The 14,857-nt window shown below is 48.0% G+C and carries 14 protein-coding genes; 4 read left to right on the forward strand and 10 right to left on the reverse strand.

Annotated features, from left to right (window positions below; all coding sequences use genetic code 11):
* Nucleotides 1–129: 129 nt before the first annotated feature.
* Nucleotides 130–1,680, reverse strand: a complete 1,551-nt coding sequence (locus Q7P67_RS11445) for a hypothetical protein (RefSeq protein ID WP_303852255.1) — start codon at nt 1,678–1,680, stop codon at nt 130–132.
* Here Q7P67_RS11445 and Q7P67_RS11450 point away from each other — a divergent pair.
* A complete protein-coding gene (locus Q7P67_RS11450) occupies nt 1,679–1,867 on the forward strand; it encodes a hypothetical protein (protein ID WP_303852257.1) in 189 nt (62 codons plus the stop codon). The genes Q7P67_RS11445 and Q7P67_RS11450 overlap by 2 nt on opposite strands.
* A gap of 87 nt (nt 1,868–1,954) precedes the next feature.
* On the opposite strand, the gene greA is transcribed toward Q7P67_RS11450, so the two are convergent.
* The 9 genes from greA to Q7P67_RS11495 all read right to left on the reverse strand — a co-directional run bounded on the left by greA (nt 1,955) and on the right by Q7P67_RS11495 (nt 9,775).
* Nucleotides 1,955–2,428 (reverse strand): transcription elongation factor GreA, encoded by a 474-nt coding sequence (gene greA, locus Q7P67_RS11455; RefSeq protein ID WP_303852259.1) that lies wholly within the window; start codon nt 2,426–2,428, stop codon nt 1,955–1,957.
* The gene (gene xseA, locus Q7P67_RS11460) at nt 2,403–3,905 is read right to left on the reverse strand and encodes an exodeoxyribonuclease VII large subunit (RefSeq protein WP_303852261.1); all 1,503 of its coding nucleotides are present in this window, start codon (nt 3,903–3,905) and stop codon (nt 2,403–2,405) included. Before xseA ends, greA begins: the two co-directional genes overlap by 26 nt.
* The gene (locus Q7P67_RS11465; protein ID WP_303852263.1) at nt 3,902–4,207 is read right to left on the reverse strand and encodes a septum formation initiator family protein; all 306 of its coding nucleotides are present in this window, start codon (nt 4,205–4,207) and stop codon (nt 3,902–3,904) included. The genes xseA and Q7P67_RS11465 overlap by 4 nt, the downstream gene beginning before the upstream one ends.
* Nucleotides 4,208–4,786 carry a DUF4416 family protein gene (locus tag Q7P67_RS11470; RefSeq protein ID WP_303852264.1) on the reverse strand — a complete coding sequence of 193 codons (579 nt, stop codon included), beginning with the start codon at nt 4,784–4,786 and terminating at the stop codon, nt 4,208–4,210.
* On the reverse strand, nt 4,786–5,010 hold the full coding sequence (hfq, locus tag Q7P67_RS11475; RefSeq protein WP_132873300.1) for an RNA chaperone Hfq: 225 nt from the start codon (nt 5,008–5,010) through the stop codon (nt 4,786–4,788). Before hfq ends, Q7P67_RS11470 begins: the two co-directional genes overlap by 1 nt.
* Before the next feature lie 79 nt (nt 5,011–5,089).
* On the reverse strand, nt 5,090–5,995 hold the full coding sequence (gene miaA, locus Q7P67_RS11480) for a tRNA (adenosine(37)-N6)-dimethylallyltransferase MiaA (protein ID WP_303852267.1): 906 nt from the start codon (nt 5,993–5,995) through the stop codon (nt 5,090–5,092).
* Nucleotides 5,992–7,719, reverse strand: a complete 1,728-nt coding sequence (mutL, locus tag Q7P67_RS11485) for a DNA mismatch repair endonuclease MutL (protein ID WP_303852269.1) — start codon at nt 7,717–7,719, stop codon at nt 5,992–5,994. The genes miaA and mutL overlap by 4 nt, the downstream gene beginning before the upstream one ends.
* 2 nt (nt 7,720–7,721) lie before the next feature.
* Entirely contained in the window at nt 7,722–8,675 is a 954-nt protein-coding gene (locus Q7P67_RS11490; RefSeq protein WP_303852271.1) for an acetyl-CoA carboxylase carboxyltransferase subunit alpha, read from the reverse strand.
* A 257-nt stretch (nt 8,676–8,932) separates the two neighbouring features.
* Nucleotides 8,933–9,775: a DsbA family protein gene (locus Q7P67_RS11495; protein ID WP_303852273.1), complete on the reverse strand. Its 843-nt coding sequence runs from the start codon at nt 9,773–9,775 to the stop codon at nt 8,933–8,935.
* A 159-nt stretch (nt 9,776–9,934) separates the two neighbouring features.
* On the opposite strand from Q7P67_RS11495, the gene ileS reads away from it, so the two are divergent.
* Genes ileS through purH form a run of 3 tightly spaced genes read left to right on the forward strand, consistent with a single transcriptional unit; the run spans nt 9,935 to nt 14,752 of the window.
* Nucleotides 9,935–12,739 (forward strand): isoleucine--tRNA ligase, encoded by a 2,805-nt coding sequence (ileS, locus tag Q7P67_RS11500; protein ID WP_303852275.1) that lies wholly within the window; start codon nt 9,935–9,937, stop codon nt 12,737–12,739.
* Nucleotides 12,736–13,224: a signal peptidase II gene (gene lspA, locus Q7P67_RS11505; RefSeq protein WP_303852277.1), complete on the forward strand. Its 489-nt coding sequence runs from the start codon at nt 12,736–12,738 to the stop codon at nt 13,222–13,224. The genes ileS and lspA overlap by 4 nt, the downstream gene beginning before the upstream one ends.
* Complete coding sequence (gene purH, locus Q7P67_RS11510; RefSeq protein WP_369696030.1) at nt 13,214–14,752, forward strand: bifunctional phosphoribosylaminoimidazolecarboxamide formyltransferase/IMP cyclohydrolase; 1,539 nt, start codon at nt 13,214–13,216, stop codon at nt 14,750–14,752. Before lspA ends, purH begins: the two co-directional genes overlap by 11 nt.
* Nucleotides 14,753–14,857: the final 105 nt, after the last annotated feature.

Below are 14,857 nucleotides of genomic sequence, written 5' to 3' on the forward strand. Positions count from 1 at the left end.
CGAAATTTTCTCCATCCATGGAAAAATTTCGTCAGCGCTTCTGTCGGCAAAGCCTCCATACGCTCACGTTACTCTCGCTCAACCGAATAAATCCGGTTTCACTCTCTCCACGGATTTCTTCCTGAAATCTTAAATGCCTGTTTCCTCTATCTCTGGACTGACAGCCTTATACTGAGGCATTACCATACCGACGGTGGCATTGATATACGTCGGGTCGGCGACAGAATATTTTTTGCCCTTATATGTCAGATAAGCTCCTATGGTTTTGTCGCCCATGTCAACCGCTGTTGCAACGTGGTCAGGGTAATTCAGCATAACCACATCCTTTTTAAGCAGTTTTTCAACCAGATATGCGAAGAAAACACTTCTGTCCTCGCAATCGCTGTAGGGATAATAGATTATCTCCTCTGCATAGAAAGACTTTTCTTTTCCGAACTGCTGGTCGTCCGTCTTATAATCGAAAGCAGTCTGGACGAAGCGCAGAAGGATGTTTATGCTCTCTTCCGTGGATTTACCCTGAACGATTCCAGCGAGTGTGGGCAGAATTGTCTTGTCAACCCACTGCGGAACAGATGCGGAAGTATATATCGGCAGATCGGTCTGCGGAAAAGAGGTCAGGTATGCGATGTCATACTTATTGGCAACTGCCTTTACGGTGTATTTATTTTTATCATATTCAAATGACAGGTCTCTGTCGAAACGGGAAAAAGAAAGTTTCGGCTGCTTCATGTTCAGAAAGCTGACAGCCTTTGTCGCAGTGGGATAATTGCCTTTGTATGTGTAAAGCGCTTCAGTTGAGGTGTTTATCTTCTCAAGGGTATTCACGAGATAAAACCGTTTGCTGTCAAATGTATAAAAAGAGATATCATACAGACTGGAATCCGCCGGCAGCATGAGTTTTGTAACGCCTGATTTCGTGTAGCCCAGCTTCGCGTTGTATCCGCTCTTAACAAGAAAAAACCATGCAAGCATTTTTTGCTCGGATGCCTCAAACATGAGTTTCGATGTGAATCTGTCAACCAGCATAACATAACCCCAATCGCTGAGGTTAATCTCTTTTGCAGTTTTATGAAGCACTGTCAGAGATTTGTTATAGTCGGCGGAAGCAACGGTCTCCCACCATTTCGCAACGTTGTCGGAAGATACGGGTTTCTGCACGTTAGCTTTTATTTTTCTGTCATAGGGTATGCTCAGGCTGATCCCGAAAAAAGTCATATCTACGGAATCGCCTTCTGTCGGGGCATAGAAAGGCTTGGGTTCCGGTATATCACCTGTGAAAGAGGGCTGCGGTTCCTTTGGCTCGGCTGGTTCTTCTTTTGGTTTAACAACCGGCTTCGGCGTTTCCGCTTTCGGCTGTTCCTTAACAGGCTCCGGCTTGGGCGCAGGAACAACCACAGGAGCAGGTGCTGGTTTCGCTATTATCTTAACAGGTTCTGGCTTTGCCACTGGTTTTGTTTCAGGCTGAACCACAGGTTTCGGCTCATCAAACTGCTTAACAGGCTTCTGACCTTTATATTCTTTCCACTGCTGTTTCAGAAAGGCGGAAAACTGCCTGTCCATCTCATCCAGATAGCTTTTATATTCACCCATAACGGATTTTTTGTAATCTTCGAAACTGCCTGCGGCATTTGCCTGAAATGCGAAAACACAGGATAAAGCGATTGCCAAGAAACCTTTCATGTCCGTCTCCCAGAATTTGATATCACCAATATACAACGCAAACGCCTCTGTTTCGAGTGAAAAAGAACATTGCGACTTAGACAAAGGAGAAAAAAAGCCGGATTACTTCGCTGCACCAGTAAAAACAAAAAAAGAAAAAGCTATCTCTGCCATAGCTTTAGCCAGAAACAATCTCATCAGATTTTAACAGGATTTAGTTTATAGGCAACCTGAACATTGAGATAAAATAAAGAAGGGAGCGTCCCCGCGGAAAGCCCGCAGAGACGCGTTATTATCAGTTGAATTCTACAGAAATGATTTCGTATTCGATATCGCCGCCGGGAGCCTGAACGATAACTTCATCTCCGGCTTTCTTGTTAACAAGGGCGCGGGCAAGCGGCGACATGATGGACACTGTACCTTTTGATATATTAGCCTCGTCCGGACCGACAATCTTATATTTTTTATGTTCGGAAGTTTCAACATTTTCGATGACAACAGTAGCTCCGAACACAATCTTCTCTCCGGAGAGAGTTGTTGTGTCAATAACCTGAAATCTGCCCATTTTGCTTTCAAGCTCGGCTATGCGCGCTTCTATCATGCCCTGACGTTCTTTCGCAGCGTCATATTCGGCATTTTCGCTGAGGTCTCCGTGGCTTCTCGCCTCTTCAATAGCAAGAACGATCTCTTTTCTATCGACAGACTTGAGTCTTTCCAGTTCTTTTTTCAGCGTTGCATATCCTTCAGTCGTGATCGGGATCCTTTCCATCCTTTTCCTCCGAGACTTTCCTACCGGTTACGAAGCTGCTAATATACCCGTCCTTGAGTCTTATTTCAAGCTCATCTTGCAAGCGCACATCAAATACGCTGCGGACAGCCTTTCCGTTTGCACTCACCCGTGCATAACCTTTTTTCAGAAGGTTGTCGGGATTCAGCGTACACAGCTTCGCCATCAGTGGTTCCAGTCTTGCTTTGTTTTCCGCCGTTTTTTTCTGGGTTGAAACAATCATTCTGGTTTCAAACCGTTCGACGTTGTTCATGTATTTTTCCGCCCTCCTCATTGGGGAGAGCAATGAAATCCTTGCGTGCAGCCTGTCCGTTCTGACAGATACCCTGTTCAGACCGGTCTGCGTGCGCTCACGCAGAACTGACAAAAGACCGTCCAGTTGCCTGCGGTCTTTCTGCACCCTTGCCGCGGGTGACAATGATTGTAGTATACCAGCAAGTTCGGATAAATGTGTGTTTTTTTTATTTATAATTTCTTTTATATCTGCCATCAATGACTTACCAAGATACGCAAGCCTTTGTCTGTCTCTGTTTATCCTGTGAAGGGGTGATGCGGCTATGACACCTGCCTGAAGCATGTCCAGTCTCTGAACGTTTTGGTACAGCCTGTTCAGCATCAGCTCCGCCATGCGTTTTTTATGATTCTCCACGTCCCGCACCGCATTGACATATCCCGTGCAAAGGTGCGTTGCTGCCGCGGTTGGCGTTGCGACGCGCAAATCCGCCACAAAATCGCATATGGAAAAGTCCCGCTCGTGTCCAATGGCGCTGACAGTAGGTACGGCACATGCCGAAAATGCACGCGCCACCTGTTCCTCGTTGAAAACAGCAAGATCTTCAAGCGAACCGCCGCCGCGCATAAGAACCAGAGCGTCGTACCTGTGCGTCATGGCTCCGGCAGAGTTCAGCGCTTTTACAATAGGCGCTATGGCATCTTTGCCCTGAACAGGCACAGACCACACGTCCACGGCAAAAACGCCGCCCGTATTTTTCATAGTAACCAGAAAATCCTTTATCGCTGCACCTGTCGCAGAAGTAACCACGGCGACCCTCTTAGGCAGCAGCGGAACAGTTTTTTTACGGCTCTCGTCGAAAAGTCCTTCCGCCTCCAGCTTCCGTTTCACCTCTTCAAAAAGTTTCCAGAACAGCCCCACGGAATCGTAATCCATCCGCTTCACAAGAAGCTGATAGTTCCCGCCCGCCTCATAAACCGTAAGCTCCCCTATCGCCTCGACACTGTCCCCGTTTTTCGGATTATAATCCCGCATGGACATGGCAGAACCCTTGAACATGACGCATTTTATCTGTGATTTTTCATCTTTCAGAACGAAATACAGGTGTCCTGCCGGCGATACGGAAAAACTGGATATCTCACCTTTAACGGCGATATTGTCTTTGAAAGTCCCCTCAAAGAGCTGTTTAACAGTCCTTGTGAGTTCCGTTACGGTATATTTGTTCATTTGGATTTTTCAGATTTTTTATCGGTCGGTTTGTCTTTGTTTTCCAGAATATACAGGTCTTCGTCCTGCTGTTTCATGTTAAGGTCTTTCTTTATAAGCATTTCAAGATAGTCTTTGTCTTTGCGTACAAGGTTGAGTTCGTCGGTAAGCACCTTAACCTTTTTGTCGGTCTCTTCGATACGCTTTTCATAGGACGCACGTATTGCGGCAAGTTCCCTGTATTTCAGGATGCCGTTGTGTCCGAAAACCATATAAAATATCAGCACGCCTATTATGACAATAAAAACTATGTTGGTTTTCATTTAACGCCCGTCAGGTCTTTTCTTTTGCTGAATTATACCACAGGTTTCAGCCATTCCCACGCGCTGTTCAAGAATTTTTCTCGCTTTTTCAAAAAAGCCCAGAACAAAGTCGAACTGGTAATCCTGAAAAGTCCACTCAAGCGGGACATACGAACCCTTTCTGCGGTAAAGCTGGAGGTCGCCGTATATGTTGTCGCGCAGGTATATCCTGTGGGTAAAGTTCTTTGTACTCGCCGCAACTACCTTTTCCATGGCAACATAGCCCGGATCAATGTTAATTATCCTTTTACCGCCCACAGCAAGAGTGTCCTCGATATTCACCGCATGTATCTTGTAATCCGGCAGGTTGTCCGGATGCTCCACGAGATCGTAGAGGGCAAAATATTTCGCGAGATTTTCTCCCATCTCAGGCTCATAATAGGACGTATGCGAAAAGTCGAACTCCGCGGACTTCACAATCGGTTCGCCGAAAAGCGGCAGCGCGAACTCATCGGGATTCTTAACATAATCCTTGTTGTAAAGGATGGCATTAAAGAATATGACCCTTCCGGTCTGCCTGAATCCGCCGCCGGTGACCATCAGTTCATTTCGAGTTCGAGGATTTCCTCAGAAGGCTCTATTGTGGAAATAGCGTGTTTGTAGATCATTTTCTGAGATTCGTCTTTCATAATAATCACAAAGTTGTCAAACCCCTTGATAACGCCTTCAATCTTGACACCGTTGACAAGATATACTGTCATGGGTATGCGTTTTTTTCTAAGGTGGTTCAGAAACACATCTTGAATATTGATTTTCTTGCTCATTACGAGCCCCCTAAAAACAGATAAATAAGTAAAATTGCATTAACAATATATTTTACTTTATCCAAAATACAGTTCTAATTCAAGTGAAAAACACTTGAGAGAGTATTTTTACCGTCTGACCATCCTTCATATCCAGATAAGTTGTGTCCTGCATATGCCGGAACCATGTCAGTTGACGTTTTGCGAAGTTTCTTGTTGCCGTCTGTATCCGTTCACAAACCGACACAACATCGTATCCGCCGCGGACGCATCCTGCTATCTCTCTGTAGCCTATCGCTTTGAACGAATCCATGGATTCATCGTATCCCATTTCCAGAAGCCTTTTCACTTCTTCTGCCCAGCCGTCTTTCAGCATCTGCACGACTCTTTTGTTTATGCGGTCGTAAATAAGCTGTCTGTCGCCGCCTATAACAAAAATATTGTACTCATAAGCGGGGCTGCGGTGATATTTCTTCTGTGCTTCCTTAACATTCATTCCGAGCTGGCGGTTTATTTCCAGTCCGCGGACTATACGTGTTTTGTCGGCGGGTTTGACATTCGCCGCAAATTCAGGGTCGATGTCTTCCAACTCCGCATGAAGCGCGGCATACCCCCTTGCTTCGGCATCCTCTTCAAGCCGTGCACGCAAGTCCTTATCCCTCTCAGGCGCCGCGAATATGCCCTTTTGCAGCGATTCGATATAAAGCCCGGTTCCGCCGGCTATGACGGGTATTTTTCCACGGGAAAGCACGTCGGCGATTATCTGCTCCGCCTGCTCAAAGAATATTCCGGCGGAATATGTCCCGTCAGGGTTCATAACGTCTATAAGGTGATGAGGCACAGCCTCAAGCTCCTCTTTTGAAGCCTTTGCCGTGCCGATATCCATATGCCGGTACACCTGATAGGCGTCGGCGCTGATTATCTCTATCGGGTAATGTTTTGCCAGCTCCAGAACGGCGGCGGTTTTGCCTGTTGCCGTCGGACCTGTAACTACGGGTATTCTCATCTGTCGAATTTCCTGAAAAGCCATGCCCTGTCCATTTTAAAAACTATGGGTCTTCCGTGGGGACATGTATAGGGATTTGAAGTGCGGAAAAGGTCGTCCACAATCTTGCGCATCTCGTGCATTTCCAGCCTGTCACCAGCCTTAACGGCGTTTTTGCAGCTCATGACTATCACGCGGTAATCCACGCTGCTGTCCTTGCGGTTCTCAATCATATCGGCAAGTATCTCCCGTATCTCTTTGGCGATGTCGCGGTTGAGTACGTCGGACGGCACGCGGCTGACCTTCAGGCTGTTCCCGCCGAAAGGTTCTATGTCGTATCCGAAGGCTGAAAGCACCTCGGAACCTTTTTCTATGATGTCCGCCTCGTCCTCGGTGACGTCTATAAGAATAGGCTCGTAAAGCACGATGGATGGAACGGAGACTGTCTTCTCTTCAAGATATTTTTCGTAAAGCACCCGTTCGTGGGCAACGTGCTGGTCGATAAAGAAAGCCTCTTCGCCCTTCTCGCACACTATCACAGTGTTAAAAAGCTGTCCCACAACACGCACCCGTTCCTCTTCGGGAACGTCCGGCACCTTAACGGCATCGTCCGCGCGGGCTGTGTACTGTACGGTTTCAAGCTCTTTCGCCATATCGAAACTGCGCACGGCATCTTTTGTGAAATTCTTTTCATTGTACTTCGATTCATAGACGGTAACAGGTTTAAACACGGGTTCAGGAGCGCGCATCTGTTCGCCTGTCTCCCTGCCCGCTTCTTCAAGAATCTTTTTGACTGTGTTGTGTACGAAGCTGAAAATCTCTCTGGAATCAAGAAGTTTCACGACAGTCTTGGCGGGATGGACGTTCACGTCCACCTTTTCCGGGTTGATATGCATGGATATTGCCGCCGCAGGAAATTTTCCTTCGGGGATAAGCCTGTGATAAGCGGTTATAACAGCCTGAACCAGCGAAAGGTCTTTCACCACACGCCCGTTTATGCCTATGATTATCATATCTTTGCGGAATTTATGCACAGAAGGCAGAGAAACCGCCGCCTTCACGCTCATATCCTCAAATTCATTTTCGCCGCACACAACATCGGTCTCCTGAAACACCCTTACGGCACGTTTCAGCATATCTTCCGACCTGTCGACGGAATATACGCGTTTACCGTTGATATCGAGATCAACTGCAATGTGCGGGTTTATGAGGGAGAACTGCCGCACGAAACGGGCAATCTCCTTCTCTTCCGTCTGATAGTTTTTGAAGAATTTCAGACGCGCCGGAACGTTGGCGAACAGTGATCTCACCTCCACCCTTGTCCCCTCCTGTATGGCGGCGGGGAGGATATCGGACTTTTCACCGTATTTTATGCGAAGTTCCGCGCCGATGTAGCCTTTACGGAATGAGCGGATGGAGAAATCGGACACGGAGGATATGGCGGCAAGCGCCTCTCCGCGGAAACCGAACGTTGCGACGCGGTAAACGTCGTCAACGGTTGATATCTTGCTGGTGGCAAAGCGTTCAACGGCAAGGGGCAGGTCGTCGGGGACTATGCCTTTTCCGTTGTCCGTGACACATATATAGCCCGCTCCGCCGTTTTCAACCACAACGGACAGTCTGTCCGCTCCGGCATCGGCAGAGTTTTCCATCAGCTCTTTTATGACGTTATAGGGACGTTCAACGACTTCGCCTGCTGCAACCTTGTTGGCGACATCCTCGCAAAGTCTTTTAATTTCGTTCATGTTTACTCGGCAAAAACGCCCATATTGCGGAATTTCTGATACCTGTCCTCAAAAAGCTGCTCAGGTGTCATTGTTTTCAGTTCCGCGAGGTTTCTGACTATAAAGTCCTTAACCTTAGCCGCTGTTGCGGGGTGGTTCCTGTGGGCGCCGCCCATAGGTTCCTCTATTATCTCGTCGATGATATTCAGTTCTTTAAGGTCTTTGGATGTGAGCTTGAGGGCTTCCGCCGCTTTGCCCGCATATGACGCGTCTTTCCAGAGGATAGATGCGCAGCCTTCAGGGCTGATAACTGCGTATATTGAGTGTTCAAGCATACCGATACGGTTGCCCATGGCTATTGCCAGCGCTCCGCCTGAACCGCCTTCTCCGGCGATAACGGTTATCATGGGAACTTTAAGCCCCGCCATAACCATAAGGCTTCTGGCGATCGCCTCCGCCTGTCCACGCTCCTCGGCACCTATTCCGGGGTAAGCTCCGGGGGTGTCAACAAACGTTATTACAGGACGTTTGAACATGTCCGCCATTTCGAAAAGTCTCTGGGACTTTCTGTAGCCTTCGGGGTTAACCATTCCGAAGTTGCGGTGGATGTTCTCTTTCGTGTTGCGCCCTTTCTGGTGCCCGATAACCATGACGGGTTCGCCGTCCAGCTTCGCCATGCCGCACACAAGGGCGGGGTCTTCGCGGAAAAGCCTGTCGCCGTGAAGCTCAGTGAAGTCGGTGAAGATATTCTGGATGTAATCCAGTGTGTAGGGTCTGTCGGGGTGGCGGGCCACCATGACTTTCTGCTGGGGAGTGAGACGCTTATATATGTTTGCTCTGACCTTCGCCAGTTTGTCTTCAAGACTGGAAATCTCTTTGTTCATCTGGTCGCTGTTCAGCCCCGGAAGGTTGCGAAGCTCGTCAAGCTGTGCCTCAATCTCAACTATCGGTGCTTCAAAATCAAGTACCGTTGCCATTTTTCACCTCATGCCTTTCATTGGTTGTGTATAATAACTTTTAAGCGGTTCAATATCAAGGAATAAAATATAAGCTATTACGGGACAAAAGAAAGCCCGCAGAAAACCGCGGGCTCGTATCTTAAATCCCATTGCTGTTTAGATGCAAGCAGTACAAGGAAAGTCTTTTGAGAGGGCTGCGAGCATACATTGCAAGTATGTGAGCAGTTCCGAAAAAGACCTGACGCCGTAATGCGAAGCATATAAACGGCAATATGTTATTTCATGTCGCGTATAGCCATCTCGTACATATCAGGATTAAATCCACCTACCCCTTTACCGTTAAAGAAAATATGCGGAGTGCCTGTGATACCCAGAGATGAGGCATATTTAGCCTGCGCATCAACTTTGGCGGCGATCTCTTTAGAGTTCACAAGGCTTTTGAATTTTGCTGGATTGCCGGATTTTGCAGCGAATATTTCAACAATCTGAGCATCGGTTTTGGAATCGGTCGCCTGATCTGTTGAATAGAGTGCATCGGAAAAATCTTTGCCGAGAGAAAGACCGGCTTCAAATATTTTTGAATAGATGGGTGCTTTCGGGTGGATAGCAAGGGGAAGAGCTATCATGTATACGGCTGCGTCGGGTTTAGCCTGTGCCAGCATACCTCTGAGAACAGCGTGAGCCTTGCGGCAGTATGGGCACTGGAAATCGCTTACAACAACGATGGTGTTTTTCGCGCCTTTCTTACCGTCGAAAAGGGTTGCTTTTGAAAGATCGATGTTAGTTTTGGGTGTTGAGCTGTATACAAGTGCATCCTTGATGCTTACGTTGTTTGAAGCGTTAACAATTTCAGGAATTATGTATTTGCCGTCGGAGAACATGTACTGTTCCTGACTTCTCTTTGTCTTGGTGTCTGTGATTGAAATTTTGATAAAATAGAGACCTGTGGGTTCGTTGAGTTTCTTCACCACTGTAACAGTGGGAACAAGATTTGTAAGGTTCTGGCTTTTAAAGAAATTTTTCATGCTGGTTTCGAGACCCGTTTTAACGTCGGCCGCGAAAGCGTTAAGAGAGAGAGCCAGTAAAAGGACTGTCAGTACAGCCGTGATTCTTTTCATTTTTTCCTCCGAAATGGAATGACGGGAATATACACCCGCCATATATGACAGAGCAACACTTTTTTTAGTTCATTTGTTCCATCTGGACTTGATTAATAAAGTATTTGGTGTTAAAAATTGCGTTCAATTCTTTCTTTCGAATCTCAAGGAGTTTTTTAGATGGACTACAAAGATACCCTGAATCTCCCCCAAACGGAATTTCCCATGAAGGCGAGCCTCACTGTCAAGGAACCGGAACGCCTTAAAAAATGGGAAGAGGAAAAGGCGTATGAGAAAATGCTGTCCGCAAGAGACAGAAACAACCCATACATACTCCACGACGGACCTCCCTATGCAAACGGCGAAATTCACATCGGACACGCTCTTAACAAGATTCTGAAAGATATTATAGTTAAATTGAAAGCATTTGAAGGATACTACACTCCCTACGTACCCGGATGGGACTGCCACGGTCTGCCCATTGAACTGCAGGTTGACAAAAAACTCGGCAGCAAAAAGCAAGGCATGACAAAATCCGAGATACGGAAGGAATGCCGCAGCTACGCCGACAAGTTCATCGACCTCCAGAGACAGGGCTTCAAGCGTCTGGGCGGTTTCGGCGACTGGGATCATCCTTATATTACTATGGACTATAAATACGAGGCGAAGACTTTACAGGAACTCTACCGTTTCTTCGACAACGGCGGCGTTTTCAAAGGTCTTAAACCCGTTTACTGGTGTACGTCATGCGTTACGGCGCTTGCGGAAGCCGAAGTTGAATACGATAACCACACGTCAACTTCCGTATACGTTAAATTTCCCATGAAGGATGCTTTCAAGGCAAAATTCGGTCTCGCCGAAACCGACAAAGTATCCGCAGTGATATGGACGACGACTCCGTGGACGCTCCCTGCAAACCTCGGAATATGCGCCAACGCTGAGCTTGAATACTCAATCATCAAAATCACCGACACCTGCAACAAAAACCTTGCAGTCGGCGAATATATAATTGTTGCAACCGACCTCATCAAAGGACTGAACGAAGAGTTCCATATCCACGGATTTGAAACAGTAAAAGTGTTCTTCGGAACGGAGCTTGAGCGCGTAGAGTTTAAACACTGCTTCTACGACAGGCTGTCGCTGGGAATCCTCGGCGACCACGTTACGCTGGATGCAGGTACCGGACTTGTGCACACAGCACCCGGTCACGGTCAGGAAGACTACGAAGTCGGGCTTAAATACGGGCTTGAGATACTCAACCCCGTTGACGACAGAGGATTTTACAAGCGCAACGTGGAGATATTCGCGGAGCAGAGCATATATAAAGCGGGCAAAGAGATAGTCACCATGATGGACGAGCAGGGAAGTCTGCTTTCAAGCGGCGACATAAACCACTCATACCCCCACTGCTGGCGCTGCAAACACCCCGTGATATTCCGTGCCACACCCCAGTGGTTCATCGGCATGGAGCGCAACGACCTGCGCAAAAAGACCCTTTCGGAGATTAAAAAGGTGCGCTGGACACCCGTGTGGGGAGAAAACCGCATCACATCCATGATAGAGAACCGTCCCGACTGGTGTATCTCACGCCAGAGAACGTGGGGCGTACCCATCGCCGTTTTCCTCTGTGAGGACTGCGACGAGATAATCATCAACAAAGAGATACAGGAACGCGTTCTGTCGGCTTTCCGCGAACACGGAGCCGATGCGTGGTTCGACAACGAAAACTCCGCTTTCATACCCGAAGGCACGAAATGCCCCAAATGCGGCGGCACACACTTTAAGAAGGAAACTGACATCCTCGACGTATGGTTTGACTCAGGCACATCCCACTCCGCCGTTCTTGAAGAAAGAGACGAGCTTTCATGGCCTGCGAACATGTACCTTGAAGGTTCCGACCAGCACAGAGGATGGTTCCACAGTTCTATCCTTGAAAGCGTCGGCACACGCGGCACAGCACCATATAAAGAGGTGCTCACCCACGGTTTCGTCGTTGACGGAAAAGGACGCAAAATGTCGAAATCCGTTGGCAACGTCGTTTCGCCCGCCGAGATAATCAACAAATACGGCGCAGAGGTTCTGCGTCTCTGGGTTTCCGCAGAGGATTACTCAGAAGACATCAGAATATCCGACGACATCATAAACCGACTGGTGGAATCATACAGAAAGATACGCAACACTGCGCGTTATCTGCTTGGAAACCTGTACGATTTCAACCCCGACACAGATATGACGGAATTTAAAGATATGCTCGACCTCGACCGTTTCGCCCTTTCAAGATGGCAGACGGTGAAAAAGCGTATCTATGAGGCATACGACAGATATCAGCTCCACGTCTTCTATCACTCGTTCCTGAACTTCTGCATAAACGACCTGTCGTCCTTCTATCTGGACATACTGAAAGACAGGCTGTACGCATACAAACCCGCATCACGGGAAAGACGTTCCGCGCAGACCGCCATGTATACCATCCTTAAAGAGATGGCAGAGGTCATGGCTCCCGTACTGTCCTTCACCGCGGATGAGATATACGAATACATGCCCGCATGTTCATCCAAAAAGGAGAATATCTTCATGGAAATGTTCGCACCCGCCGTTGAATATGACGATGCGGAAAACGCAGCGAAATGGCAGAAGATACTTGAAGTGCGCAAAGAGGTTACGAAAGCCCTTGAGGTGGCGAGAGCCGCAAAGGTAATCGGTCACCCGCTGGATGCCGACGTTGTTATAGGCGTTGACGAAGACACCAAAAAATATCTCACAGCCGACGAAGGTATAGAGAGAATATTCATCGTTTCCGAAGTGCGTTTCGAAGACCCCGCGGCAATGACAGACTGCCACGTTTCCGAAGACGGAAAGGTAAAAGTTAAGGTAGCCGTGTCCTCAAACGGAAAATGTGAAAGATGCTGGACAAAATCGTCCACCATAGGACATAACCCCGAACATCCGACACTTTGCAAAAGATGTGCCGAGGCGCTTTCATGATGAAAAAAGCAATGATAGCACTTGCACTCGCCGTAGTCGTCCTTGACCAGTGGACAAAAGCGTATATTGTGAAGAACTTCATTCTCCACGAATCGCGCCCAGTCATAGACGGTTTCTTCGATATCACATACATACTGAACCCCGGTGCGGCGTTCGGCTTTCTCGGCAGGCTGCCGGAAACCTACCGCAAGATGTTCTTCATCGCGGTTACCATTCTGGCAATATCATGTGTGGCTTACCTTCTCATCAAAGAAAAAGGGATGAAACTCCGCCTTTTTTCATATACTCTTGTATTGGCGGGAGCTGTGGGTAACTTCATCGACAGGCTCTTTGTGGGAAAGGTGGTTGACTTTCTGCTGTTCTATTACAAAACATGGCAGTGGCCGGCGTTCAATGTCGCGGATATCGCTATCTCGACCGGCATCGGGCTTCTGCTGCTGGACTATATATTCATAAAGAGGAGCACAAATGAGAATAATGCCTAAAACCGCTCTCATCAGCGTTTCCGACAAGGGCGGCATCGTAGACTTCGCAAAAGGTCTCAAAAAACACGGCGTAAAGATCATTTCCACGGGAGGAACCGCAAAACTGCTCGCAGACAGCGGTGTGGAGATAATTGAAATTTCCGAGTTCACAGGATTCCCCGAAATGCTTGACGGCAGAGTGAAAACTCTCCACCCGAAAGTACACGGAGGCATACTTAACATCCGTGACAACGCGAAACATCAGGCAACCATGAAAGAACACGATCTTGAAAACATCGACATGGTTGTTGTGAACCTCTATCCGTTCGAAGCCACAGTTGCAAAAGGCGCAGAGCACGACGAAGTTGTTGAAAACATCGACATCGGCGGTCCCTCTATGATCCGTTCCGCAGCGAAAAACCACAAGTTCGTGGCTGTCGTGGTGGACAACAACGACTTTTCAAGAATACTCTCCGAAATGGATAACGGCGGTACCGAGCTTGAAACCCGTATCGACCTCGCAAGAAAAGCGTATTCCCACACAGGCGTTTATGACTCCATAATCGCTTCGTATTTCAATAAAAAACTCGGCGTTAAATTCCCTGAGGAGATAGCTATCCCCGCGCGCAAAAAACAGCCTATGCGCTACGGCGAAAACCCCCATCAGGATTCAGCGTTCTACGTTAAGCCCCTTGTGAACGAAGTAAGCGTTGCCACAGGCAGACAGCTTCAGGGCAAAGAGCTTTCATTCAACAACATAGTAGACATCCACGCAACCCTTGAGCTTGTGAAAGAGTTCAAAGAACCCGCGGTTGCAATCATAAAACACACTAACCCCTGCGGCTGCGCAACAGGCGACAACGTTTACGAAGCATACCTGAAAGCCCTTGAGTGCGACCCGGTATCCGCTTTCGGCGGAATCGTGGGAGTTAACCGCGAAGTTGACAAAAAGCTGGCTGAAAAACTCGGGGAACTCTTCCTTGAAGTGGTTCTCGCACCCTCTTTCACAGAGGAAGCAAAAGAGTTCTTCGCCGCTAAAAAGAACCTTCGCCTTATCGAACTCGGCGATATTTACGGCGCAAGGGACTCTGAACTCGATATCAAAAACGTAACGGGCGGTATTCTTCTGCAAGACCGCGACCTGCACGAAATCAAAGATATCAGAAGCCTCCCCGTGCCCACCAAAAGAAAACCTACAGACTTTGAATACAAAGCTATGGATTTCGCATGGAAGGTTGCAAAACACGTTAAATCCAACGCCATCGTTTACACCACAGACGACAGAACCATAGGTGTGGGCGCAGGACAGATGAGCCGTGTAGATTCCTCCAAAATCGCCGCAAGCAAAGCCAGAGCCGAGCTTAAAGGCACCGTTATGTCTTCCGACGCATTCTTCCCATTCAGAGACAGCGTGGACGAAGCGGCAGGCAGAGGCATCACAGCCATTATCTCACCCGGAGGATCCATCAGGGATGAGGAAGTTATCAAAGCCGCAGACGAGCACGGCATCGCCATGGTCTTCACCGGCGTGAGACACTTCAAACACTAAAAATTAAATAATGAGATTGCCGCGTCGCTACGCTCCCCGCAATGACCGGAAAACGTCTCTGCGAGGAGGGACGACGAAGCAGTCTCATAAATAGATGAATAATAT

The sequence above is a fragment of the Seleniivibrio woodruffii genome (assembly GCF_029267515.1).
In the GTDB taxonomy this organism is placed as follows: Bacteria; Chrysiogenota; Deferribacteres; order Deferribacterales; family Geovibrionaceae; genus Seleniivibrio; species Seleniivibrio woodruffii_A.